The sequence below is a fragment of the Kitasatospora sp. NPDC058063 genome, from assembly GCF_042885395.1.
GTDB classification, from domain to species: domain Bacteria; phylum Actinomycetota; class Actinomycetes; order Streptomycetales; family Streptomycetaceae; genus Kitasatospora; species Kitasatospora lactacystinica.
The window spans coordinates 59,353-81,903 of the sequence record NZ_JBHVSD010000013.1; the positions used below are offsets into that span (position 1 = coordinate 59,353).

Annotated in this window: 22 protein-coding genes; 13 read left to right on the forward strand and 9 right to left on the reverse strand. The window is 74.1% G+C overall.

The window, feature by feature from the left end; all coding sequences use genetic code 11:
• Window positions 1-12: 12 nt before the first annotated feature.
• Together ACFVUY_RS23180 and ACFVUY_RS23185 are read right to left on the reverse strand one after the other, a co-directional pair.
• On the reverse strand, window positions 13-474 hold the full coding sequence (locus ACFVUY_RS23180; RefSeq protein ID WP_387732704.1) for a GNAT family N-acetyltransferase: 462 nt from the start codon (window positions 472-474) through the stop codon (window positions 13-15).
• A gap of 193 nt (window positions 475-667) precedes the next feature.
• Window positions 668-1,483, reverse strand: coding sequence for an SAM-dependent methyltransferase (locus ACFVUY_RS23185; protein WP_387732981.1), 816 nt, complete (start codon window positions 1,481-1,483; stop codon window positions 668-670).
• Window positions 1,484-1,741: 258 nt separating this feature from the next.
• Between ACFVUY_RS23185 and ACFVUY_RS23190 the strand changes: the two genes are divergently transcribed.
• The 6 genes from ACFVUY_RS23190 to ACFVUY_RS23215 all read left to right on the forward strand — a co-directional run bounded on the left by ACFVUY_RS23190 (window position 1,742) and on the right by ACFVUY_RS23215 (window position 7,380).
• Window positions 1,742-2,089, forward strand: coding sequence for a PRC-barrel domain-containing protein (locus ACFVUY_RS23190; RefSeq protein ID WP_387732984.1), 348 nt, complete (start codon window positions 1,742-1,744; stop codon window positions 2,087-2,089).
• Between the two features lie 228 nt (window positions 2,090-2,317).
• On the forward strand, window positions 2,318-2,584 hold the full coding sequence (locus ACFVUY_RS23195) for a metal-sensitive transcriptional regulator (protein ID WP_188303232.1): 267 nt from the start codon (window positions 2,318-2,320) through the stop codon (window positions 2,582-2,584).
• 287 nt (window positions 2,585-2,871) lie between these two features.
• Window positions 2,872-4,308, forward strand: a complete 1,437-nt coding sequence (locus ACFVUY_RS23200) for an endonuclease/exonuclease/phosphatase family protein (protein WP_387732707.1) — start codon at window positions 2,872-2,874, stop codon at window positions 4,306-4,308.
• 44 nt (window positions 4,309-4,352) lie between these two features.
• Entirely contained in the window at window positions 4,353-6,362 is a 2,010-nt protein-coding gene (locus tag ACFVUY_RS23205) for a phosphocholine-specific phospholipase C (protein ID WP_387732710.1), read from the forward strand.
• 90 nt (window positions 6,363-6,452) lie between these two features.
• Window positions 6,453-6,926, forward strand: a complete 474-nt coding sequence (locus ACFVUY_RS23210; protein ID WP_387687563.1) for a VOC family protein — start codon at window positions 6,453-6,455, stop codon at window positions 6,924-6,926.
• Between the two features lie 4 nt (window positions 6,927-6,930).
• The gene (locus ACFVUY_RS23215) at window positions 6,931-7,380 is read left to right on the forward strand and encodes an SRPBCC domain-containing protein (RefSeq protein ID WP_387732713.1); all 450 of its coding nucleotides are present in this window, start codon (window positions 6,931-6,933) and stop codon (window positions 7,378-7,380) included.
• 122 nt (window positions 7,381-7,502) lie between these two features.
• Here the strand turns inward: ACFVUY_RS23215 and ACFVUY_RS23220 are convergent, their stop codons facing one another.
• Window positions 7,503-8,753 carry an aromatic acid exporter family protein gene (locus ACFVUY_RS23220; RefSeq protein WP_387732716.1) on the reverse strand — a complete coding sequence of 417 codons (1,251 nt, stop codon included), beginning with the start codon at window positions 8,751-8,753 and terminating at the stop codon, window positions 7,503-7,505.
• Window positions 8,754-8,864: 111 nt separating this feature from the next.
• Entirely contained in the window at window positions 8,865-9,599 is a 735-nt protein-coding gene (locus tag ACFVUY_RS23225) for a polyprenol monophosphomannose synthase (RefSeq protein ID WP_387732718.1), read from the reverse strand.
• Window positions 9,600-9,758: 159 nt separating this feature from the next.
• Here ACFVUY_RS23225 and ACFVUY_RS23230 point away from each other — a divergent pair, with 159 nt between their 5' ends.
• Window positions 9,759-10,565 (forward strand): hypothetical protein, encoded by an 807-nt coding sequence (locus ACFVUY_RS23230; RefSeq protein WP_387687569.1) that lies wholly within the window; start codon window positions 9,759-9,761, stop codon window positions 10,563-10,565.
• 11 nt (window positions 10,566-10,576) lie between these two features.
• On the opposite strand, the gene ACFVUY_RS23235 is transcribed toward ACFVUY_RS23230, so the two are convergent.
• Window positions 10,577-12,163 (reverse strand): N,N-dimethylformamidase beta subunit family domain-containing protein, encoded by a 1,587-nt coding sequence (locus ACFVUY_RS23235; RefSeq protein WP_387732720.1) that lies wholly within the window; start codon window positions 12,161-12,163, stop codon window positions 10,577-10,579.
• A gap of 505 nt (window positions 12,164-12,668) precedes the next feature.
• Between ACFVUY_RS23235 and ACFVUY_RS23240 the strand changes: the two genes are divergently transcribed.
• The gene (locus ACFVUY_RS23240; protein WP_387732987.1) at window positions 12,669-14,570 is read left to right on the forward strand and encodes an amino acid transporter; all 1,902 of its coding nucleotides are present in this window, start codon (window positions 12,669-12,671) and stop codon (window positions 14,568-14,570) included.
• Between the two features lie 100 nt (window positions 14,571-14,670).
• Here the strand turns inward: ACFVUY_RS23240 and ACFVUY_RS23245 are convergent, their stop codons facing one another.
• The 3 genes from ACFVUY_RS23245 to ACFVUY_RS23255 form a co-directional block, all read right to left on the reverse strand.
• Window positions 14,671-14,940, reverse strand: coding sequence for a GlsB/YeaQ/YmgE family stress response membrane protein (locus tag ACFVUY_RS23245; protein WP_359903939.1), 270 nt, complete (start codon window positions 14,938-14,940; stop codon window positions 14,671-14,673).
• Window positions 14,941-15,187: 247 nt separating this feature from the next.
• Window positions 15,188-15,988 carry a HEAT repeat domain-containing protein gene (locus ACFVUY_RS23250; RefSeq protein ID WP_387732723.1) on the reverse strand — a complete coding sequence of 267 codons (801 nt, stop codon included), beginning with the start codon at window positions 15,986-15,988 and terminating at the stop codon, window positions 15,188-15,190.
• Between the two features lie 263 nt (window positions 15,989-16,251).
• A complete protein-coding gene (locus ACFVUY_RS23255) occupies window positions 16,252-16,965 on the reverse strand; it encodes a TetR/AcrR family transcriptional regulator (protein ID WP_387687576.1) in 714 nt (237 codons plus the stop codon).
• 121 nt (window positions 16,966-17,086) lie between these two features.
• Here ACFVUY_RS23255 and ACFVUY_RS23260 point away from each other — a divergent pair, with 121 nt between their 5' ends.
• The 4 genes from ACFVUY_RS23260 to ACFVUY_RS23275 all read left to right on the forward strand — a co-directional run bounded on the left by ACFVUY_RS23260 (window position 17,087) and on the right by ACFVUY_RS23275 (window position 21,289).
• Complete coding sequence (locus tag ACFVUY_RS23260) at window positions 17,087-18,286, forward strand: FAD-dependent monooxygenase (RefSeq protein WP_387732726.1); 1,200 nt, start codon at window positions 17,087-17,089, stop codon at window positions 18,284-18,286.
• 261 nt (window positions 18,287-18,547) lie between these two features.
• Window positions 18,548-19,633: a substrate-binding domain-containing protein gene (locus ACFVUY_RS23265; RefSeq protein WP_387732729.1), complete on the forward strand. Its 1,086-nt coding sequence runs from the start codon at window positions 18,548-18,550 to the stop codon at window positions 19,631-19,633.
• Between the two features lie 239 nt (window positions 19,634-19,872).
• Window positions 19,873-20,499, forward strand: a complete 627-nt coding sequence (locus ACFVUY_RS23270) for a CBS domain-containing protein (RefSeq protein ID WP_387732990.1) — start codon at window positions 19,873-19,875, stop codon at window positions 20,497-20,499.
• Between the two features lie 139 nt (window positions 20,500-20,638).
• Complete coding sequence (locus ACFVUY_RS23275) at window positions 20,639-21,289, forward strand: beta-glucanase (protein ID WP_387732731.1); 651 nt, start codon at window positions 20,639-20,641, stop codon at window positions 21,287-21,289.
• A gap of 91 nt (window positions 21,290-21,380) precedes the next feature.
• Here the strand turns inward: ACFVUY_RS23275 and ACFVUY_RS23280 are convergent, their stop codons facing one another.
• Window positions 21,381-21,911, reverse strand: a complete 531-nt coding sequence (locus ACFVUY_RS23280; protein WP_387732734.1) for a hypothetical protein — start codon at window positions 21,909-21,911, stop codon at window positions 21,381-21,383.
• Between the two features lie 151 nt (window positions 21,912-22,062).
• Here ACFVUY_RS23280 and ACFVUY_RS23285 point away from each other — a divergent pair, with 151 nt between their 5' ends.
• Window positions 22,063-22,416: an SHOCT domain-containing protein gene (locus tag ACFVUY_RS23285; RefSeq protein WP_387687588.1), complete on the forward strand. Its 354-nt coding sequence runs from the start codon at window positions 22,063-22,065 to the stop codon at window positions 22,414-22,416.
• The last annotated feature ends 135 nt before the right edge of the window (window positions 22,417-22,551 follow it).

Consider the following 22,551-nt stretch of genomic DNA (forward strand, 5'->3'; position numbering starts at 1 on the left):
GCGGGGCCGGGGTCAGGCCGTGGGCCGCCCCGCACCCGCCCGCGGGGCGCGGACACGGGGGAGCCCGAAGGCGGACATCTCCTTCTCCTCGTAGGAGAGGAAGCCCAGCGAGCGGTAGAAGGCGTGGTTCCGCACGCCCTCCGGGGTGGACTCGTGGTCGGTGGAGAGCAGGAAGAAGCGGCAGTGCGCGTAGCGGTCCATCAGGTGCTCCATCAGCGCACGGCCCACGCCCTCGCGGTGGTGGCGCGGGTGCACCAGGACGTCCTGGACATAGCAGACCGCCTCGTCGTCCGAGATGGTGCGGGCCAGCCCGAGCAGTTCCCCCGACTCGTCGCGCGCGGTCACGACCAGATGGGAGTTGGCCAGGCCGCGCATCAGTTTGTCGACGTCGCTGGTGTAGCCCTCCCACTTCACTGCGTCGTACAGCTCGAACATCTCGTCGCGGTCGAACTCCACCTCGCGGGCGATGATCACACGGCCTCCCCGATCGCGCGGCTCTCCCCGAGTCGCGGTACCTGACGTATCCGAACTGCCCATCGTTCCAGGCCGGCCCGCTCCGCTCAAGGCGGTACGGGCCGCCTGCCCCGGGGCAGGTCAGCCCGTTCGCGCGCGATCGCACGGGGCCGACAGCCGGATCTTCCCGCGCACCGGCCGACCGGCCCGGGCCTCAGGGCTTGCGGGCCACCGCGCCGTACATGCTGACGCGGTCGGCGCCGGGCTCGGGGGTGGTGTCGGGGCGCCAGAGGGGGACGGTGGTGACGCCGGGTTCGAGGAGGTCGAGGCCGTCGAAGAAGGCCCGGACCTCCTCGCGGGAGCGGCCAACGAGGGGAGCGGTGGCCCTGTCGTAGACGCCGGTGACCCGGTCGCGCGTCGTGGACGGGATGAAGTCGGCGGTGCCGTGCGACAGGACCAGGTGGCTGCCGGAGGGCAGGGTGTCCAGCAGCGCTGCGAGCACCCGGTGGGGCTGGTCCTCGTCCCGCAGGAAGTGGAGGACCGCGGCGAGGACGAGCCCGACCGGGCGGGAGAAGTCGAGCAGCTCCACCGCCCGGACGGCGTCCAGCAGATCGCCGGGCTCGCGCAGGTCGGCCTGGATGACGCTGGTGCGGCCGGCGCCCGAGCCGGCCATCAGGGCCCGGGCGTGGCTGAGCACGATCGGGTCGTTGTCCACGTAGACGACCCGGGCGCCGGGCCTGGCCGTCCGGGCGATCTCGTGGGTGTTGCCGGCCGTGGGGATGCCGGTGCCGATGTCGAGGAACTGGTCGATGCCGAGGTCGGCGACGCACCGCACCGCGCGGGTGAGGAAGGCGCGGTTGGCGCGGGCGGTGGAGCGGAACTCCGGGTTGGCGGCGAGCGCCTTCTCGGCGGCGGCGCGGTCGGCGGGGAAGTTGTCCTTGCCGCCGAGGTAGTAGTCGTACATCCGGGCCGGATGCGGCACGTCGGGCCGCAGGTCGGCCGCGATCCCGGCCCCGCCGGACTCCCACATGTTCTCGTACCCCACGGCTGCCGCCCCTTCGCCCGGACACCACTGACACCACTGACGATCCACTCGCGATCCTGCTGCCGGACAGCCTAAAGCCCAGGTCACGGCCCCCGTGGGGGTTGGCCGGGTCACCCCCGTATGTCCCTTTCGTCGGGCCGGGGGCCGGTGGCCCCGCCGCGCGTCCCGGCCGCTCCCGGCGCAGGATGGGAGACCGGGGCGGGGGAACAGCCGGGGACGGGAGGTCGGACCGTGGGCATCGCGATGGCGGACATCCGCGAGTGGCGCGGCCACGCCGTGGTCGACGAGAAGAGCCACCGCATCGGTTCGCTGGAGTCGGTCTACGTGGAGACGGCCAGCGACGAGCCGTTCTTCGCCACCGTCACGGTCGGGTTCGCCGGTCGGCGCCGCCTGGTGTTCGTCCCGCTGGAGGGCGCGGTGGCCGGCCCGGACTACCTCCGGGTGGCGTACCCGCGCACCCTCGTCAAGCAGGCGCCGGCGATCGGCACCGACGACGTGCTGCCCGCCGAGGACGAGCCCGCCGTGTTCGCGCACTACGAGCTTCCGTACGCGACCGGCGCGGGCGGGGAACGCCGCCTGGCCCGCCGCTGAGCCGCGCCCTGGCCCGCCGCCGGGCCCGCGCCCGCCCCGCAGCCGGCCCGTGCACGCCCGTGCACGCCCGTGCACGCCCGTGCCGCAGGCCCGCCGCCGGCCCGCGCCCGCCCCCGCCGCCGACCCGCGTTCGGCGCGGGCGGGTCGGGTACGACGTTCGCCACCCGGGAATGAATACCCCGCCGGGTACACTTGTCCATCGACAGTCGATGTGAAAGGCGGCCCGACATGCAGGTGGACGAGGAGGCGGTCGGCGCGGTTCTGAACCGGCTGCGTCGCGCGCAGGGCCAGTTGGCCGGGGTGATCGCGATGATCGAGGCGGGCCGGGACTGCAAGGACGTGGTCACCCAGCTCGCCGCCGTCTCGCGCGCGCTCGACCGGGCCGGGTTCAAGATCGTCGCGAGCGGCATGCGCCAGTGCATGGCCGCCGCGGACGAGGACGCCGCGCCGATGAGCGAGGCCGAGCTGGAGAAGCTCTTCCTCGCCCTGGCCTGACCGGCGCTCCGCGCCTCGGGAGCACGGCCCGACGGGGGCCGCGGTGGACCGGTCCACCGCGGCCCCCGTCGCATGTCCGCAGGTGCGCCCACCGAAGTTCCCGCACCGCCCGACGCCCCGTCATGCTTCGTTCATGAGCCGGTCGCCGGCCTTCGGGTGAATGAGGCCGCCCGCAGTTGTACAGCCAACTGCGCGAGCTCCCTTCTCCCAGCCTCCGTGACCAGCCGTACCCGGCCCCGGCGAACCGTCCCCCGGCGGCCCGGTCCCGGACGGCGGACAGGACAACCGTGGCCGCAGGCAGCGCCCTGACGCTCAGTTCCTCCACCAACCCCACCGAAGGCGACCGGCTCACCTTCCACTGGACCACCGACGCCCCCGACGCCAAGAACTGGGTCGGCATCTACGACGGCGGCCGCCAGCCCGGCAACGGCAGCTCGCTGCTGTGGAAGTACATCCCGGGCACTTCGGGCGACGTCCAGCTCGACACCTCCGCGCTGACCGGCGGCCCGTACACCGCCTACCTGCTCGCCAAGGACGGCTACGGCACCCTCGCCAGGACCGAGCCGTTCTCCTTCCGCCCCAAGCCCGCCGTCGTCCGCCCGCACGCCGCCGTGGACGCGTTCACCGCCACGCCCGTCGCCCCGGGCGCCGCCGTGACGGTCCGGCTCGGCGGCCTCTGGTCCCGCCCGGCCGGCAACCCGGCCGGCTCCGCCACCTACCGCAAGGTCGGCGGCCCGGCCTGGGCCGCCGTCAGCGCCGACGGCACGCTCACCGGCACCGCCCCCGCGGCCGCCGGCAAGAACCCCGAGCCGGTGGTCGTCGGCGTCAAGGACAGCACGGGTGCCACCGACACCGTCACCGTCCTCGTCCCGGTGGTGGACCCGGCCGCACCGCTGCGCCTCAAGGCCGCCAGCTGGAACCTGCACGACGCGGGCTCGGCCCACACCGACGCGCTGGAGAAGCAGTTGCGCGTGGTCCTCGCCCAGGGCCTGGACGTGCTCGCCCTGCAGGAGACCGCGGGGGAGCGGGCCAGGACCCTGGCCGACGCCCTCGGCTGGTACGCCTACCAGAGCCCGGGCAGCGTCGGCATCCTCAGCCGCCACCCGCTCACCGACGTCACCGCCCCGACCGCCGAACTGCCCGCCGCCGCGGCCACCCTGCGACTGCCCGGCGGCCGCAGCGTCCGCTTCTGGGCCGCCCACCTGGACGAGGCGGGCTACGGCCCGTACGCCGTCCAGGACGGGCGGAGCGCCGCCGAGGTGGAGGCCGCCGAGAACGGCTCGCTGCGGCTGCGGCAGGCCCGGGCGCTGGCCGCCGCTGTCCGCACGGACATCGCCCGGCGCACCCCGGTGGTGCTGGCCGGCGCGCTCTCCTCGCCCTCGCACCGCGACTGGACGGCCGCCACTGCCGCCGCCCACCAGGGCGTCGGCGCGCTCGCCTGGCCGGTCACCGTGGCCCTCCAGGGGGCCGGACTGACCGACACCTTCCGCGAGGAGTGCCCCGATCCGGTCAAGGCCCCCGGCAACACCTGGTCGCCCACCCGCAAGCGGCGCGGCGACCGTCCGGAGCCGCAGGACCGCGTCGACTACGTCCAGTACGCGGGCCCGTTGAAGCTGGTCGAGGCGCACACCCTGGTCGCCGACTGGCCGCAGCCCGAGCCCGGCACCGCCGCCAACGAGTGGCCCTCCGACACCGCCGCCGCGGTCGCCACCTTCCGGCTCTGAGCTCCCCGGCTCCCCATCCCCCAGCTCCGAGAGGCCAGTTCGTCATGCCCGAGCTCTCCCGCCGCACCTTCGTCGGCGCCACCGCGGCCGCCGGCGCCACCGCCCTGACCGGTCTGGCGGCCGCCCAGGCCGTCGCCGCCCCGGCCCCGGCCCCGGCCCCCGCCGCCGGTGCCAAGCCCGCCGCCCCGCTCACCGGGACCATCAAGGACGTCAGGCACGTCGTCGTCCTGATGCAGGAGAACCGTTCCTTCGACCACTACTTCGGCACCCTGGCCGGTGTCCGCGGCTTCGGCGACAAGCAGGCGCTCCAGTTCCCGGACGGCACCGACGTCTTCCGCCAGCCCGACAGCCGGCGCAGCGACGGCGGCGCGATGCTGCCCTACCGGATGGACACCGCCAAGTACAACGCCCAGAACGCCGGCGGCCTCCCGCACGACTGGGCCACCGGCCACCAGGCCATCAACAACGGTGCGATGAACAAGTGGATCGCCGCCAAGGGCGAGCGCACCATGGGCTACTTCACCCGCGACGACATCCCCTACCAGTACGCCCTGGCCGACGCGTTCACCGTCTGCGACGCCTACTTCACCTCGCTGGCCGGCCCCACCGACCCCAACCGCCTCTACCTGTGGACCGGTACCGCCGGCCCCGGCCGGGACGGCACCACCGGCCCGTGGATCGACAACACCCCGGTCACCGACAACCCCGTCGCCGACTGGACCACCTACGCCGAGCGCCTGGAGGCGGCCGGCGTCAGCTGGCGCGTCTACCACAACCCCAGCAAGGACGACCGCACCGGCGACTACGACGACAACGCGCTCTCCTACTTCAAGCAGTTCCACGAGTTCCCGCACGACGACCCGCGGTACGTCAACGCGATGACGAAGTTCGACCCCGCCGACTTCGACCGCCACTGCAAGGACGGCACCCTGCCGACCGTCTCCTGGCTGGTCGCGCCCTACCTGTTCTCCGAGCACCCGGAGGCCGGTCCGGCCTACGGCGCGCACTGGGTCGACCAGGCCCTGCAGTCGCTGATGTCCAACCCGGAGGTCTGGCAGCACACCGTCTTCCTGGTGATGTACGACGAGAACGACGGCTACTTCGACCACATGGTCCCGCCCACCCCCGAGCCGGGCACCCCCGAGGAGTTCACCCAGGGACGGGCCATCGGCCTCGGCAACCGGGTGCCGCTCTGGGTGATCTCGCCCTGGTCGCGCGGCGGCTGGGTCAACTCCCAGGTCTTCGACCACACGTCGGTGCTGCGCTTCATGGAGCTGGTCACCGGGGTTGCCGAGCCCAACATCTCGGCCTGGCGCCGGGCCGTCTGCGGCGACCTCACCAGCTGCTTCGACTTCGCCGCCCCCGAGCACTCGATCCCGGCGCTGCCCGACACCAAGGCCCTGATGGCCAGGGCCGACGCGGGCACCAAGCTGCCCGGCGTCGCGCTGCCGGCGGTCGGCGCCCAGGCGATGCCGGTCCAGGAGCGCGGCGAACGCCCGCACCGGCCGCTTCCGTACCAGCCGTGGGCCGACGTCGAGGTGGACCGGAAGACCGGCAGGGTCACCTGCACGATGAGCAACGACGGCTCGGTGGCCTTCCCGTACACCGTCTACCCGAACATCCTGCTCCCCTTCGCCGGCACCCCGTACACCGTCGCCCCCGGCGCCACCGCCCGGTACGTCTGGGACGCCGCCGCCACCGGCGGCCGCTACGACTTCACCGTGCACGGCCCGGACGGCTTCGTCCGACGCTTCGCCGGCACCGTGGTGCGCGACGGCCAGGACGGCCAGAACGACATCGGCGTGCCGATCGTCACCGCCGACCTGCGCGGCAACCGCAGGCTCACCCTCCAGGTGGCCAACGACGGGATGACCGACGTGGCCTTCACCGCCGCGCCCAACGACTTCGCGGGCACCGCGCAGACCGTCCAGGTCAAGCCCGGCAAGCAGGCCGACCTGGCCTGGCCGCTGGACAAGCAGGGCCGCTACGACGTCGTCGTGACCGCCCACACCGGTCAGCGCTTCGTCCAGCGCTACGCGGGCTGGGTGCACTGAGCCCCGGCCGGCCCGGCCGGGGGCGCCGATCCGGTGACCCCCGGCCGTGGCTCGGCCGCCGTACCGGAGCCCGCCGTTACCGTCGGGCGCATGCAGAAGATCACCACCTTCCTCTGGTTCGACGACCGGGCCGAAGAGGCCGCCGCCTTCTACACCACCCTGTTCCCGAACTCCCGGGTCACCAGGACCACCCGGTACGGCGAGACCGGCCCCGGCCCGGCGGGCTCGGTGATGACCGTCGAGTTCGAGCTCGCCGGCCGCGAGTACACGGCCCTCAACGGCGGTCCGGCGTTCCACTTCACCGAGGCGATCTCGCTCCAGGTGGAGTGCGAGGACCAGCAGGAGATCGACCGGCTCTGGGCGGAGCTCAGCGCGGACGGCGGTGAGGAGGGACCGTGCGGCTGGCTCAAGGACCGCTACGGCCTCTCCTGGCAGATCACCCCCCGGGTGCTGCTCGACCTGGTCGCGGGCGAGGACCGGGCCACCGCGGACCGCGTCTTCGCGGCCATGCTGCGGATGCGGAAGATCGAGATCCAGCCGCTGCTCGACGCGGCGAAGGGGTGAGGCCGTGACCGCCTTCGGCCACCGCGGCATCACCTACCTGCGGGCCACCCCCGAGCGGGTCTGGCACGCGCTCACCAACGCCGACGAGTCCGGCCTCTACTGGGGCCACCGCAACGTCTCCACCTGGCTGCTCGGCGCGCCCTGGGAGCACCAGCGGACCGACGGCTCCGGGACCGCCGACGTCATCGGCACCGTCGAGGCGGTGGACCGCCCGCACCTGCTGGTCGCCACCTGGGCCGGCCTACGGGAGCAGCACGCCGCCTTCCCCTCCCGGGTCACCTTCGAGCTCCAGGGCTGGCAGGACCTCACCCGGCTCACCGTCACCCACGTGGACCTCGCCGACGAGGCCGCCCGGGCGGACGCCGAACAGGGCTGGTCGGCGGTGCTCGCCAACCTCAAGACCTACCTGGAGACCGGCCACCCGCTGCCGCAGCAGCCCTGGCTGATGCCCTGACCCCTGCCCCGTGACCCCGGACCGCGGCCACTGGCCCCTGGCCCCCGGACACGCCCTGCCCGCGGCCCGTGGCGAACGGCGCCCGGCGCCCGGCCAGGGCGTGTCCGCCACGGCGGAGCGCCCTACGCCGCCGGGCGCTCCGCCGTGGCGGACCGGCCGCCGCGGGCCCGCTCGCCGCGCAGCAGGCGGCGCAGCGCGGCGTAGCGGGAGAACCGCTCCCGGTTCGCCACCGAGGCCCGGTCCAGCTCCTCCATCAGCCGCCGGCTGCGGTGCTCCAGGTCCATCTCGTCCAGGATGCGGTCCACCTCGGCCAGCATCGAACCGTGCAACTGCCAGGCCTCCGGGTGCTCCTGGACCTTGCGCAGCAGCACTTGGGCGACGTTCTCCCGGCAGGCCCAGGCCGCCGCCAGCTCGGTGGTCAGCCTGTCCTCGGCCTCCTCGGCGTTGCGGCTCACCTGCGTGGTCACCAGCACCGCGTAGCTGACCATCGCATCGCCCACGTGCGCCAGCAGCTCCTCCAGCCCCGACGCGACGTCCGGCGGGAAGAGCCGTTCGCCGGGCGCGCGCCGCTTGGCCAGGTCGGTCAGCGAGCGGGCCAGCACCCGGATCACCACGACGCAGATCTCCAGGGTGTCCAGCCCGGTGCGCAGCACCAGCCGGGACAGCAGCCCCTCGCTGATCCGCGGGTTGAAGCGCAGGCTGTCCTCCGCCTGGCGCAGCGCCGCGTCCACGTCGGCGATCGCCTGGTCCAGCCGCCGGGCCTCGTGCAGCCGTTCGGCGGCCCGGGCCACCGGGGTGGGGCGGCCCAGTTCCTCGGAGATGTCCAGGAGCAGCTGGCGGGCCCGCCGGGCGAGGTCCTCGATCGACTCCCCGGCGGTGTCCACCCAGACCGGCGGCGCGAACAGCAGGTTGAACAGCAGGCCGACGGCGGCGCCGATGAGCGTCTCCAGCACCCGGTCCCAGGCCTGCGAGGCCAGCTTGGTCACGCCCAGGATCAGCATCGCGCTGATCGCGACCTCCTGGACGAACTCCTCGACCCGGACGAACCGGCCGACGACCAGCGAGGCCAGGATGATCAGCCCGAGGCTCCACCAGGAGAGCCCGACCACGGCGCTGAACCCGATCGCGATCAGCACCCCGACCACCACCGAGTTGACCCGGCGGATGCTGGTCTTCAGCGTCGAGTAGACGGTGACCTGGACGACCAGCAGCGCGGTCAGCGGCGCCGTCAGCGGGGCGGGCTCGCTGCTCAGCTGCGTCGCCACCGCGTAGGCGATGGTGGCCGCCACGGTGGCCCGGACGGTCTGGACCACGAAGGGTTCTCGGGCGCTGCGGCGGACCAGGTCCGCGAGGGACTCCGGGAGAAGGGCCATGTCGCCCTTCTTTCCCCGCATCCGCCGTTCACACCGCTCCCGGGGCGCTCCGGCACCCGTACGCCCGCATCGGCCCGGGCCGGCGAGCCGCCGTCGCCGGGGCCCGCCGGCTCAGTTGTCGCGGTTGAAGCGCAGCTTCCAGGGGGCCAGCGCGGACTCGACCTGCACACCCATGCTCATCTTCGAGGCGCCCTCGATCCGCTCCTCGAAACGGATCGGCACCTCGCGGATCGACAGGCCCTGCTTGACGGCCCGGTAGTTCATCTCGACCTGGAACGAGTAGCCGTTGCTCTGCACGGTCGGCAGGTCGATGGCGCGCAGGGCGCTCGCGCGCCAGGCCTTGAACCCGGCGGTGGCGTCCCTGACCCCGAGGCTCAGGATCGCGTTGACGTAGAAGTTCGCCCAGGCGGACAGCGCCTTGCGGTGCCAGGGCCACTCCTCGGCGGTCGAGCCGCCGGGGACGTAGCGCGAGCCCAGCACCACGGCGGTGTCGTCGGCGAGCAGCGTCTCGACCATCACGGGTATCACCGAGGCCGGGTGGGACAGGTCGGCGTCCATCTGCACCACCACGTCGGCGCCCTCGTCCAGGGCCTTGGCCATGCCGGCCAGGTAGGCGCGGCCGAGGCCGTCCTTCTCGGTGCGGTGCAGCACGCCCACGGTGCCGCCGGAGTCCGCGGCCAGCTTGTCGGCGATCTCGCCGGTGCCGTCGGGGGAGTTGTCGTCGACCACCAGCAGGTGCAGGTTGGGCACCGGAAGCTCCGCGAGCATGCCCGCGAGGACCGGGAGGTTCTCCCGCTCGTTGTACGTGGGGACGACCACAACGACCTTGGGGGAGGCCTCGACCATGTTCTGTTTCCCTCGTGCCTGCTCCGGATGGGACCGTGCGAGTCTATCCGGCGTGTCGGCCGGCTCCTGCCCCGGCCGGGGGCGGAAACCCGTTCGACCGCGATGGGCCGATGTGGGAGGCTGCCGCCGCCGTTTCCGAACGCCGACCCGGAGCCCTCCTTGACGATCCGTCGCAGCACCGTCCTGCCCGTCACCGCCCTGGTCCTCGCACTGGCCACGCTGACCGGCTGCGGCGCCGACAGCGCCGCTCCGCCGAAGGCCGCCCCCACGACCGGAGCGTCCACCGGCGCCACCGGCGCACCGGCCGACGCGACCGGAGCACCCGCCGACGCGACCGGAGCCTTCGACCCCGCGGTCGCGATCGCCCACCGCTCCCGGGAGCCGTACGCCGCGACGTTCGAGATGACCGTCGAGAGGGGCGAGGGCGGCGAGAAGGAGCTGACCACCGTCACCGCCCGGTCGAACCACAACACTCCGGCCGAGGGATCCCGTACGGAGGCGAAGATGGTCCGCGGGTCCTCCGTGCTGGCCTGGGAGGAGACGGTGATCATCGACCAGGCCGTCTACCGGCGGAACAAGGAGAGCGGTGAGACCCGGTGGACGACCGATCAGAAGCCCCCGGCGAGCGTCGGGGTCGGCGCATACGACGACGACGGCTACGCCAAGGTCCTGCTGGACGCCGGGCCCGCCGCCCGCAAGGGCATGGAGACCGAGGCGGGCGTGCCGGTGTTCCACCTGAGCGCCCGGCTCTCACCGGCCGAGCTGCGCCGCGCGGACCCGAGCTACGGGGTCGGGCGCCAGAACGAGGGCACGGACGCGGCCGACTGCCAGCTGTGGATCGACCGGCTCGGCCGGACCGTCCGCAGTGAACGGTCGACGGTGGTCGCCGGCAAGCCGGTCGTGACGAAGGAACGCGTCTCGGACTTCGGCCCTGCGGAGACTTTCACCCCGCCGGCCACCGGCTGAGCCGCGCCCCGCTACGCCGTGCCGTAGACGGCGGCGAGGTTGTCCTGGGCCGGGCGGGCCCGGCCGGCCGGGCCGGCGGCGAAGGCGCGCAGGACGTTCTCGGTGACCTGGCGGACCAGGTCCCCGGCGTGCGCGTCGATGCCGTGGTCGGCCCTGCCGCCGCCGGGGCCGCGGGCGTCCAGCGCCTCGACCCAGCGCATCGTCCCGGTGGCGAACACCCCGGCGCCGCCCGCCAGGGTGCAGTAGGCGGTGTCGGAGTGGGAGCGGCGGCCGTCGCAGACCACGGGGGAGTGGGCGATCACCTCGATCGGGCGGGGGGTGGGGAAGCCGGTGTCCACCCGGTCGTACTCGACCCCGACCAGGTGCGGGAACGAGGCCCCGGCCGCGACGCCCGTCCCCTCGAAGGCCCAGTGCCCGGGCGAGGTGACCACGTACGGGGCGTCCACCGGGTAGCCGTCGTAGATGACGCCGAGCATCGAACTCTCCGGGTCGGCGCCCGGGCCGGCCCGGAAGTCGGTGGTCGCCGGGCCGCCCGACAGGTGGCCCGGGTCCTGCGCCCAGGCGTCCTTGTAGCAGACCACCGTGCGGTCCGGCCCGAGGTCGGTCGGCTCGAACCTGACCCGGCGGAAGCAGCAGTTGGCGCCCAGGATCGCCAGGTTGGTCCCGGCGTCGCGGGCGGCGACCACGTTGGCCCGCTGCTCGGGGGACCAGTACTCGTCGTGGCCGAGCGACAGGACGGCGGCGGCCCCGGTCAGCAGGCCGGGCTCGCGGGCCACGTCGATGCCGGTGGTGTAGGCGAGCGGCAGGCCGAGCCGCTCGGCGAGGGCGACCAGGGGCGCCTCGTAGACCAGGAACAGCCCGGCGCCGTGGTCGTAGTCGTACGGTCGGTCGAAGACGGCCTTCAGCGAGCGGGTGGCCAGGCCGCCGGTCGGGCCGTTGTAGAGGCTGTAGCCGCCCCACTCGTTGTAGGCCTGCCAGGTCGCCGGGGCGCTCATGATCACGGTCCTGCCGGCGGTGCTCGCCGAGCGGACGGTGAGCGGGACGTAGCGCCGGCCGGAACCGTCCTCGGCGTCCAGGCGCAGCAGGTAGGCGCCCTCGGGCCAGTCGGCGGTGTCCACCGCGAGGGTGCGCTGCCAGCCGGTCAGCACGGTGCGGGTCACCGGGTCCACGTGCGGCGCGGCCTGCCGGCCGCCCGGGACGTGCTCGCGGCGCCAGACCAGCCGGGCGCGGGCGCCGTCGTACCAGCCCATCCGGTAGGCGGAGACGGTGAAGGCCGCGGCCGGGGTGGAGACGTGCAGGCCGAAGGGCTCGCCGGGCAGGACGCTGACCCGGTCGGCGAACCCCGCGATGGCGTCGTCCGGGCCGGGGTCGGTGATCTCCCAGTCGGGGTTGCCGGGGCGGGAGCGCTCGCTCGTCGGCCCGGTGTGCCCGTCGGCGGCCGGGCCGCCGGGGGCGCTCGGGGCGGAGGAGGCCGCCGTGGCCGCCGCGGCGGACGGCTGCGCGGCGGCGGCCGGGGCCGGGCGGGGGTGGCCGCAGGAGGTGACGGCGGCCGCCATCAGGCCCAGGCCCAGAATCCTGCGCCGGCTCGGCTCCGCCACCGCGACCTCCGTGTTTCCTCGTGTGTACCCGTGCCCGTGCCCGTACCCGGGGGCCGTGCCCGGGGCCGTGGGCGCGTCGACCCGGTCGGTGGCGGCGCGCTGGGGGCGCCGGCCCGGTGTGTCGGTCGCGCGGACATCCTCGCGTGTTTCGTGAGCCCCGCGCAGGCCGCCGCGCCGGGCCGCGGCCGTCGCCGGGCTCCGTGGGGGCGCCACGGGGGCGCTTCAGGGGCGCCGCAGAGCGTCGGCGAAGGCGGCCGGGGGCGGCCGGGGGCGGCCCGCGACCGGGCAGGGCCGTACGGGCGCACCCGGGCGTGTCGACCGGCGCGGTGGCCCGGCCCCGGCGGGCCGGTCCCCTAGCCTGACCAGGCGCGCCGCCCGGCGGCCGCAGGGGATCCGGAGCCGTCCGCGCCCGGCCGAGTCGTGGACAGGGGTGCACGTGGTTTCGTCGGGGTCGGCCGAAGCGGGGGCGGGGCCGGTCTCCCGGCGCGAGCGGTTCCGGGCCTGGATGCTGGAGGGTCTGGCCGACATGGCCAAGCAGCACCCCGGTCCGCACGCCGAGGTCCCGCACGAGGAGGGCCGGCGCTGGTGGCGGGTCATGTGCCTGACCGGCCTGGACTACTTCTCCACGCTCGGCTACCAGCCCGGCATCGCCGCGCTCGCGGCCGGGCTGGTCTCGCCGCTGGCGACCATCGTGCTGGTGGCCGTCACCCTGCTGGGCGCGCTGCCGGTCTACCGGAGGGTGGCCCAGGAGAGCCCGCACGGCCAGGGTTCGATCGCGATGCTGGAACGGCTGCTGTCCTTCTGGCAGGGCAAGCTCTTCGTGCTCACCCTGCTGGGTTTCGCGGCCACCGACTTCATGATCACCATCACCCTGTCCGCCGCCGACGCCAGCGCGCATCTGGTGGAGAACCCGCACCTGCACAGCGCGCTGACCGGCAAGCAGATCATGCTGACCATGATCATGATCGCGCTGCTCGGCGCGGTCTTCCTCAAGGGCTTCAGCGAGGCGATCGGCCTGGCCGTGGTGCTGGTCGCGGTGTACCTCTCGCTCAACGTCGTGGTGGTGGCCAACGGGCTGTGGCACGTGTTCAGCGAGCCGCAGCTGTTCACCGAGTGGACGGACGCGCTGACCGTGGAGCACGGCAACGCGATCGCGATGATCGGAGTCGCGCTGATCGTCTTCCCGAAGCTGGCGCTCGGCCTGTCCGGCTTCGAGACCGGCGTCGCCGTGATGCCGCACATCGAGGGCGACCCGGACGACACCGAGGAGAAGCCCACCGGCCGGATCCGCGGCGCCCGCAAGCTGCTGACCACCGCCGCCGCGATCATGAGCGTCTTCCTGATCACCACCAGCTTCATCACCACGCTGCTCATCCCGCCGGACCAGTTCGAGCCCGGCGGCCAGGCCAACGGGCGGGCGCTCGCCTACCTCGCCCACGAGTACCTGGGCAGCACCTTCGGCAGCGTCTACGACCTCTCCACGATCGCCATCCTCTGGTTCGCCGGGGCCTCCGCGATGGCCGGGCTGCTCAACCTGATGCCGCGCTACCTGCCCCGCTACGGCATGGCCCCGCACTGGGCCCGCGCGGTGCGGCCGACCGTCGTCGTGCTCACCCTGATCGCCTTCCTGGTGACCTGGATCTTCGACGCCAACGTGGATGCCCAGGGCGGCGCCTACGCGACCGGCGTGCTGGTGCTGATCAGCTCCGCCGCCATCGCCGTCACCATCGCCGCCCACAAGGCCGGGCAGCGCCGCTGGCGGGCCGGCTTCGCGGTGATCGCCGCAGTGTTCCTCTACACCACGGCGGTGAACATCGCCGAGCGGCCGGACGGGGTCAAGATCGGCGCCTGCTTCATCGCGGGCATCATGCTGGTCTCGTTCCTCTCCCGGCTCAAGCGCGCGTTCGAACTGCGCGTCACCGACGTGGTGCTGGACGACGTCGCTGAGCGGTTCGTCCGGGACTACATCCACCGCCCGCTGCGGCTGATCGCCAACGAACCGAACAGCCGGGACCTCGCCGAGTACCGCGACAAGATCCACCAGATCCGGCGGGACAACGACATCCCGGCCGAGGACGACCTGGTCTTCGTCGAGGTCACCGTGCTCGACCCGTCCGACTTCGAGGCCGAACTGACCGTGCGCGGCGAGGTGCTGCACGACCGCTACCGGGTGCTCACCCTGGAGAGCTCCAGCGTGCCCAACGCCCTGGCGGCCCTGCTGCTCCGGGTGCGCGACCTCACCGGGCAACAGCCGCACATCTACTTCGAGTGGACCGAGGGCAACCCGTTCGCCCAGTTCCTGCGGTTCTTCCTGTTCGGACAGGGCGAGATCGCCCCGGTCACCCGCGAGGTGCTGCGCGAGGCCGAGCCGGACCGCTCACGCCGGCCGGCCGTCCACGTGGGCTGAGCGGGCCCGGCCGACGGCGCGGCCGAGGGTCCGGTGGCCGGTGACCGGTGACCGGTGATCGGGTCCTCCCGGCTTCGGGACGGAACGGCGCGTCGGCCGGTCAGCGGTTCTGGTGGGATCTGCTCCACGCGGGGGCGACGAAGGCCACCAGGGCGACGGCGAAGACGATCTGCAGGATGTGGCGGATCCAGTCGATCCCCGAGGTGTGGCGGACACCGATCCAGCCGGAGACGGCGTTGCCGAGCCAGGCCCCGGCGGCGCCGAGCAGCATGGTCAGCCACCAGGGGATCGACTGCGGTCCGCGCAGGATGAGTTTGGCGATCACGCCCAGCACGAAGCCGATGAGCAGGATCCACAGGAGCTGGAACATCGCAGTCCACCTTCCGGGCGCACCCGGGCCGACGGCCCGGTGCGCCGAATCGCCGATGACGCGGTTCGTCCCATGATCACCCGGATCGGGCGAACGGGCACGTCGACCGGAGACCGCGCAGGTCGGCGGCGCGCCGATGGGCCGCACGGATAGGAATGGGCGGGACGCGGACGGTCCGGCGCCCGTGAACAACTTGGCACCCGTGAACGACCCGGCGCCGGCGTACGACCCGACGGCGGCCGGGACCTCAGAGGTCCCGGACCGCCGTGACGGCCTCGCGGACCCGCGGGTGCGGATCCTCCGCCAGGCCGTCCAGCAGTTCGGCGACGCCCGGGGTGGACCAGCGGCCGACGGCCCACACCAGGTCCCCGCGCACCTCCGGTGCCGGATGGGAGGCCAGCCGGGCGAGCCGGTCCACCGGGCCGCGCCGGCGCATTCCGAACCAGTGCAGCGCCGAGCGCAGTTCGGCCGGGTCGCCCGGTTCGCCGGCCGCCGCGATCCGCGCGAGCAGCACGGGCACGGGCGGCGGCGGGCCGTCCAGCGGGTGCGGGTGGCGTTCGCGCAGCCGGCGGCCGCCGTACTCGCCGTAGATCCGGCAGCCCTGACAGGTGCAGGGCCGGGTGCCGTGGGCGCCCGGCAGGTAGCGCCAGCCGGTGACCTGCGGCACGGCGCGGACCCGGTGCACCTCGCGGGCACCCACCGCTCGCGGCAGGAACACCTCCCAGCCCCGCGGGTCGGCCAGTCCGCCGATCCGCCGGACCGCCTCGGCCGCGCGCAGCGGCTGCTGGACGCCCCGGGCCCGGTCGCGGTAGTGGCCGGCCAGGACCTCCTGCTCGTCGTCCAGCCGAAGGTGCACCGCGACCAGCGCGCCCTTGGGGCCGAACCGGGCCAGCTCGCGCAGCCACTGGTGGGTCAGCGTGTACGAGGGCAGCACGGGGAAGCAGTACACCCCGCGCACGCCGCCCTGGCCCCGGCTGTCGGCGCGGATCCCGGCGCGGCGGATGCGCGGCGCGTTCGCCGCGGCCGTCAGGTGTACGAACATCGCCATGGGGCGCGATCCTAGGGCGTGTCTGACCATTCCCGCCGGGTGCGCGACGCCGGGGCACGCACCTCGCCGCGTTGTCGTCGGTCGCCAATGCTCCGCAGTGGCTCCCTCCTCCGCCTTGCGATGCACGCACTCCAACGCCGCGCCCTGATCCGACGCGAATGGTCAGACACGCCCTAGCGAGCGACCGTCGGCGCTCCGAGCGATTTTCCGGGTGCCACCGCCGGGCGGGGAGGCGGCTCGGCGGTCCGGGGAGGCCCCGCGGGTCAGGCGGTGTCCGCGCGGCGCTCGATCAGGGCGGCCAGTCCGTCCAGGATGCGCTCCAGGCCGAACTCCAGCGCCTGGTCGCGGCCGCCCGGGTCGGCCATGGCGGCGGCGACCGCGGGGAAGCGGTCGGCGTGCTCCTGGACCACGGCGCCGAGGGCGGCGAGGAGTTCGGCCTCGGGGGTGGCGGCCGGCCCGGCGGCGCGGGACTGCGCGGCGATCCCGCGCACGTGCCCGGTGAGCAGGACGGCGGCGTCCATCCGTTCGGGGCCGGTCAGCCCGTGGCCGTCGAGTACCGTCACCACCCTTTCCAGCCAGCCGAGTTCCTTCGGGCCGATGACCCGCGCGCCGACGGTGGCGTCCAGCAGCCACGGGTGGCGGGCGAAGGACTCGGCCAAGTGGTGGGCCCAGGCGGTGAGTTGATCCCGCCAGTCGGTGCCCTCCGAAATGTCCGGGGGTGCGTCGACGGCCGACTCGACCATCAGGGCGATCAGTTCGGCCTTGCCGGGGACGTAGCGGTAGAGCGACATCTTGGTGAAGTCGAGCAGCCCGGCCACCTTCTGCATGGAGACCGCGGCGAGCCCCTCCGCGTCGGCGACCTCGACCCCGGCCGCGGCGATCCGCTCCAGGCTCAGGGCCGGCTTCGGCCCCCGGGTGGGTCTGGCCGGCGGCCCCCAGAGCAGTCGCACCGTGTCGTTCGCCGCCTCGGCCATCATCCGCTCCGTCCTGGGCCGCGGCCTGGGGGGTTGTCCTTCCAGGCCAACTGTGTCTACCGTACACAGCAACGAACAGTGTCCGCGAGACACAGTTTTCTGATCCCCGGACGGAGTGGTTTCCATGAGCACCAAGGTCCTGATCTCGGGCGCGAGCATCGCCGGCCCCGCGCTGGCCCACTGGCTGGGCCGGTACGGCTTCGAGGTGACCGTGGTCGAGCTGGCCCCCGCACTGCGCGACGGCGGCCAGGACGTCGACTTCCGCGGCCGCACCCACCTGACCGTGCTGGAGCGGATGGGAGTCCTGGAGGAACTGCGCACGCTCGGCACCGGCGGCAGCCCGATGACCTTCGTGGGCCGCGACGGGCGCCGGCTGCTGCACCTGCCCGCCGAATTCGCCGGCGGGGACCTGGAGGTGCCGCGCGGGGAGCTCGCCCAACTGCTCCACCGGCACAGCAGCGCCCGCGCCGAGTACGTCTTCGGCGACTCGGTCACCGCACTGGAGGAGACCCCGAGCGGAGTCCGGGTCACCTTCCGGCACGCGGCACCACGCGAGTTCGACCTGGTGATCGGCGCCGACGGGCTGCACTCCACCGTCCGCCGGCTCGCCTTCGGCCCCGAGCGGCGCTACGTCCGCCACCTCGGGTACTACGCGGCCACCTGGCAGCTGCCCAACGACCTCGGGCTGCCGACGGGCGCGGTCGGCCTCAACGTCCCCGGTCGGCTGATGTCCGTCGGTGCCGCCCACCGCGACCCGGGCCGGGCCGGCGCGTTCTGCCTCTTCGCCTCGCCCGAGCTGCGCCACGACCGCCACGACCCGGCGCGGCAGAAGGCGCTGGTCCGGGCCGCCTTCACGGGCCTCGGCTGGCGGGTGCCGCAGCTGCTGGAGAGCCTGGACGCCGCCCCCGAGCTGTACTTCGACTCGATCAGCCGCGCCGACGTGCCCGCCTGGTCGACCGGCCGGATCGCCCTGATCGGCGACGCCGCCTGCGGGGCGACCATCGGCGGCATGGGCACCGGCACGGCGGTGGTGGCCGCGTACGTCCTGGCGGGCGAGCTGGCCCGGGCGCGCGGCGACCACCGGGCCGCGTTCGGGCGGTACGAGCAGCTGCTGCGCGGCTACGCGCAGGGCTGCCAGAAGGGCGGGGACCGGACCGGGCCGTTCCTCGCCCCGCGCACGGCCGCGGGCCTGCGGTTCCGCAACGCGCTGCTCAACCGGCGCTGGGCGCTGCAGCGGATGCTGGAGCTGGGAAAGCAGGTCAGCAGCGTCGAACTGCCGGACTATGAGCGCGACTCGCGGCGTCCGCGGCAGCTCGCCGGCTGACCGGGGACACCCGGTGCGGCGCCAGGGGGCCCCGGACGGTCCCGCGAGTCGATCGTGCGACGGCCGCGCCCCCCGGGTGGCCGGCGGACATCCGACGGACATCCGGCGGGCCACCGCTGGAAGAACGTTCCACGAGCGGCGGCCGCCCTCCCGCCGCCGACCAGGGGGTCTGCCTGCCCGCCCGGTTCGGCGGGGCTGTCGTGGAAGGCCCGGACCCCGGAGGATCCCGATACCGCCCCGCCGACCTTCCAGGGACCCCGCATGCCTCGCCTCGCCACCCGGGCCGGCGCCGCCGCCGCACTGGCCGCCGCGTTCGCCCTCGCCACGGCCGCCCCCGCCCCCGCCGACCCTCCGGCGCCCGTCGGCGCCGACCTGGTCGGCATGGGCGCCCCCGCCGCCGACGCCCTCCTCAACAAGCTCGCGGCCGACTACAACGCCTCGCTCTCGGCGGCCGGGGACACCACCTCGCCCCGGCTGTACAGCTGGGACGCCCGGGGATCCGGCACGATCACCTCCAAGGCGGGGGCCACCACCGTCTTCCGGCCGACCAACACCAAGCAGGCCCTGAGCACTCTGGTGGCCAACACCGGCGCCACGGTCGACTTCGTCCGGCTGAGCCGGCCGCCGCAGCAGACCGACCCGATCTCGGTCGACTTCATCCCGTTCGTGAAGGACGCGGTGACCTGGGCGGCCCCGGCGGGTGGCAACGCGCCGAACAACCTGACGAGCTTCCAGCTGCGGTCGATCTACGCCTGCGACATCACCAACTGGCGGCAGATCGACTCCCGGCTGCCGGACGCGACGATCAGGCCGGTGGTGCCCGGCTACTTCTCCTCGGACTCCACCTACCGCCGTTCGACCTACACCTCCGACGAGATGAGCGCCTTCGCGTCCGGCGCTGTGAACGGCGGCGATCCCGGTGCCTTCTACGCGGGCCCGTGCGTGACCTCCGGTGTCGCGGACGACCAGGGCGAGGACGCGGTCCTGCACGATCCGAACGCGATCGTCCCGTACTCGGTCGGCCGCTGGCTCGGCCAGGTGACCGGCGGGCACCGGAAGCCGGGCGACGACCCCGGGGTGCTGGTGCCGAAGAACCTGGACGGAGCGGCCCCGACGGACGGCGGCGAGATCAGCGAGTACCTCCTCCAGGGCTGGTACGGCCGGGTCCTCTACCTCGGGGTGCGGGACGGCGACTGGAGGGGCGTCGGCACGCAGGGCCGGGCGCTGCGGAACGTGTTCGGCCCGGAGGGCTGGTTCTGCACCTCCCCGGTCGCCGAGGCGGACGTCCGGAGCTACGGCTTCCTGCCGATGGTCTCCTTCGCCTGCGGGACGACCGTGCACGCGTGATCCCGTCGGGGGCGTGGTGCCGGGGGAGGTGCGGCCGGGGTGCGGTCCGGCGGACCCGGTGTCGGGAACGTGTTCGCGGGCCGGGGCCCAAGGTCCCACCCGTTCGGCCCCTTGGCCCCTGGCGATCGGCGCCGTCGCGAGCGATGCTGCCGGTACCGGCCGGGACGATCCGCGTCCGGTCGGAGCAGGATCGTTGGACGAGGTGAACCGGCGTGCGGCATGCCACCGTCGAATCCGTGATGACCAGCCCCGTCGTCCTGGTCTCTCCCGAGACCGGATTCCGGGAGATCGTGACGCTGCTGAGCGAGTACGACATCACCGGCGTGCCGGTGGTGGACCCGGAGGCGCGCCCGCTCGGCGTGGTCTCGGAGGCCGACCTGCTGCGGACCCTGGCCGCGCAGGAGGACCCGGCCAGCCTGCTGCCCGCGCCCGAGTCGGCGCAGGCCGGCCCGAACGGCGAGGTGACCGCGGCCGATCTGATGACGGCGCAACCGGTCTGCACCACACCGGACACCAGTGTCGTCGCGGCGGCGCGGCTGATGAGCCGGCACGGCCTGAAGCGGCTGCCGGTGCTGGACGAGGAGGGGCGGGTCATCGGCATGGTCAGCCGCGGCGACCTGCTGCGGGTGTTCCTGCGCGAGGACGTGGTGATCCGGCGCGAGATCGTCGAGGAGGTGCTCGGCCGGATCGACGGGGTCAGCCCGGCGCAGGTCGGGGTGGAGGTCAACCAGGGGCGGGTGGTGCTCAGCGGCACCGTGCCCGAGCAGCATCTGGTGCCGATCGTGCTCAACCTGTGCCGCTCGGTGGACGGGGTGGTCTCGGTGACCGACCGGCTCGGGGCCGAAGGGGCGGCGCCGGTCGGCTGACCGGCCGCGCCGTCCCCGATTCGCACGTTCGTCCCGACCCGAACGATCCGCCTCGCATACTGCGGAGGGTATCGGGTAACTCACCCTGTGTGCCCGTCAGTGCGGACTGCCGGGACGGCGGAGCTTCGGGGAGGCGGCCGTGGCAGTCGTGTTCGACGCGGACTTCACTTCGACCAGTCAGTGGATCGCCGGGCGCAGCAGCGCCTATCCCCGGATGGGGCCGACCAACCGGAGCGATCACAAACTCGACTACCTCAACCGCGACTACTGCCCCGACGGGGTGTTCGCGGCGGTCCGGCGGCACAGCGGCGGGCTGTGGAGCTGCAACCTGCTGACCACCGAGGGCAGTCCGGACGGTTTCCAGCTCCGTGCCGGGGACGTGCTGTCGGCCAGCGTGACACTGCCCGTCGAGCTCGGCGCCTGGCCGGCGATCTGGACCTGGCGGGACGGCGGCAACGAGGTGGACGTCTTCGAGTACCACCCGGACAACCCCGACCTGCTGGAGATCTCCAATCACGTTCGGGGCGGCTACCGGTACTGGCACGGCGCGGGCTCCGGGATCGGGCTGGGGGCGACCTTCGATCTGCGGGTGGTGCTCGGCGCGAACTCGGTGGACTGGTACGTGGAGGACGAGCTGGTCTACGCGGACCTGCACGGCGTCGGGTCCGGGTGGCACGCGTACCTGATCGTCAACATGTCGGTGGCGGACGGGACGTACCACGACCGGCCGCCCTACGGCGGGCCGGACCGGCTCAGCTGGGTCTGCCACGGCCTCCGGGTCGAGCGCTGAGCGGGCGGGCGGACGGGCTCACGGGTGCCCGAGGTGACGGCGGTCCGTGGGGCTCCTGCGGCTCGCGGGGTGCCTACGGCGCGTGGGGTGCCTACGGTTCGCGGGGAGCGAAGGCGGCGGTGATCGGGCCGCGCGGGGCGTACCCGCCGCGCGGGTCGAGCGGGGTGAGCAGGGTGTGCGGATCGCGTGGGCCGTACAGGCCGTTCGCGCCCGGTGGGTCGGGCCGGCCGGAACGCTGGAACCAGACCGCCCGGCGGTGCGGGCCGATGTGGGCGGGGTCGGTCACGTACAGGTCGTCGCGCGGGGCGCGCTCGTTGCCGGGGGCGAGCGCCGCGTCCACGGCGCGGTCGGCGAGCGCGCGCAGCAGCGCGGCGGCGGTGGTCTCGGCGGCGGCCGGCGCGATGGCGAGGGCGGTGAGCTCGGCCCAGAGCGCGGTGGTGACGTAGCCGATCGGGGAGTGGCCGAGCGCCGGGACGGGGCGTGCGTCCGGGTGGTGCCGCAGTACCCCGGCGGCGACGAGCTGCTCGGGGGAGCGGTCGTCGTCCGGCGGTCGGAAGGCCGTGGGTGGCTGGTGAGCCGTGGGCCACTGGGGGTGGGACACGGGCGGCGGATGGTGGGTCACGAGCGGCACGCTACCCCGGTGGGCGCCGTGCCGGGCGCCGGACCGTTTTCTCAGGCTTCCCTCATGCCGCTTTCGCCGGTGGCGGGCGCACGATGGTGGTAGGCGCTGCTCACCTCGGCGGGCCCCGACGGGGCCGGAGGAGGAGGTCCTGATGAGGTACTGGCACGGACACGGCCACGTCGTGGGTGGCTGGGGCATGGGGCTGATGGCGTTCGGGACGCTGCTGCTCCTGGTGATCGTCGTGCTCCTGGCCGTGGCCCTGTTCCGCTATTTCTCGCGCTCGCGGCAGCCGATCCCGCCCGGTCGGGCGGCTCCGGGCACGGGCGGATCCGGGGCGGGAGGCCCGCAGGGCTGGGGCCAGGCGGGGCAGGGGAGCCAAGGGGGTGGGTGGACGCCACCGGAGCAGGTGCTCGCGGAGCGGTTCGCGCGGGGTGAGATCGACGCGGAGGAGTACCGGCACCGACTGGAGACGCTGCGTTCGGCGAACGGGCCGGGCGGCGATTGACCCCGGGTGCCGATCGGTCCGGCGGCGATCGGTCCGGTGGCGATCGGTCCGGTGGCGATCGACCCCGGGACGACACGGAGCGGGCCCGCCGCCCGGCGGGGGGGGGGGGGCCCCGCCCGCGGCGGGGGGGGGGGC

Coding starts and splice junctions, on each gene's coding strand:
- ACFVUY_RS23185 (WP_387732981.1), bottom strand. CDS start 1,483: ATGTGGGAGTCCGGCGGGGCCGGGATCGCGGCCGACCTGCGGCCCGAC.
- ACFVUY_RS23190 (WP_387732984.1), top strand. CDS start 1,742: ATGGCGGACATCCGCGAGTGGCGCGGCCACGCCGTGGTCGACGAGAAG.
- ACFVUY_RS23195 (WP_188303232.1), top strand. CDS start 2,318: ATGCAGGTGGACGAGGAGGCGGTCGGCGCGGTTCTGAACCGGCTGCGT.
- ACFVUY_RS23205 (WP_387732710.1), top strand. CDS start 4,353: ATGCCCGAGCTCTCCCGCCGCACCTTCGTCGGCGCCACCGCGGCCGCC.
- ACFVUY_RS23210 (WP_387687563.1), top strand. CDS start 6,453: ATGCAGAAGATCACCACCTTCCTCTGGTTCGACGACCGGGCCGAAGAG.
- ACFVUY_RS23220 (WP_387732716.1), bottom strand. CDS start 8,753: ATGGCCCTTCTCCCGGAGTCCCTCGCGGACCTGGTCCGCCGCAGCGCC.
- ACFVUY_RS23225 (WP_387732718.1), bottom strand. CDS start 9,599: ATGGTCGAGGCCTCCCCCAAGGTCGTTGTGGTCGTCCCCACGTACAAC.
- ACFVUY_RS23240 (WP_387732987.1), top strand. CDS start 12,669: ATGCTGGAGGGTCTGGCCGACATGGCCAAGCAGCACCCCGGTCCGCAC.
- ACFVUY_RS23245 (WP_359903939.1), bottom strand. CDS start 14,940: ATGTTCCAGCTCCTGTGGATCCTGCTCATCGGCTTCGTGCTGGGCGTG.
- ACFVUY_RS23250 (WP_387732723.1), bottom strand. CDS start 15,988: ATGGCGATGTTCGTACACCTGACGGCCGCGGCGAACGCGCCGCGCATC.
- ACFVUY_RS23255 (WP_387687576.1), bottom strand. CDS start 16,965: ATGATGGCCGAGGCGGCGAACGACACGGTGCGACTGCTCTGGGGGCCG.
- ACFVUY_RS23260 (WP_387732726.1), top strand. CDS start 17,087: ATGAGCACCAAGGTCCTGATCTCGGGCGCGAGCATCGCCGGCCCCGCG.
- ACFVUY_RS23265 (WP_387732729.1), top strand. CDS start 18,548: ATGCCTCGCCTCGCCACCCGGGCCGGCGCCGCCGCCGCACTGGCCGCC.
- ACFVUY_RS23270 (WP_387732990.1), top strand. CDS start 19,873: ATGACCAGCCCCGTCGTCCTGGTCTCTCCCGAGACCGGATTCCGGGAG.
- ACFVUY_RS23285 (WP_387687588.1), top strand. CDS start 22,063: ATGAGGTACTGGCACGGACACGGCCACGTCGTGGGTGGCTGGGGCATG.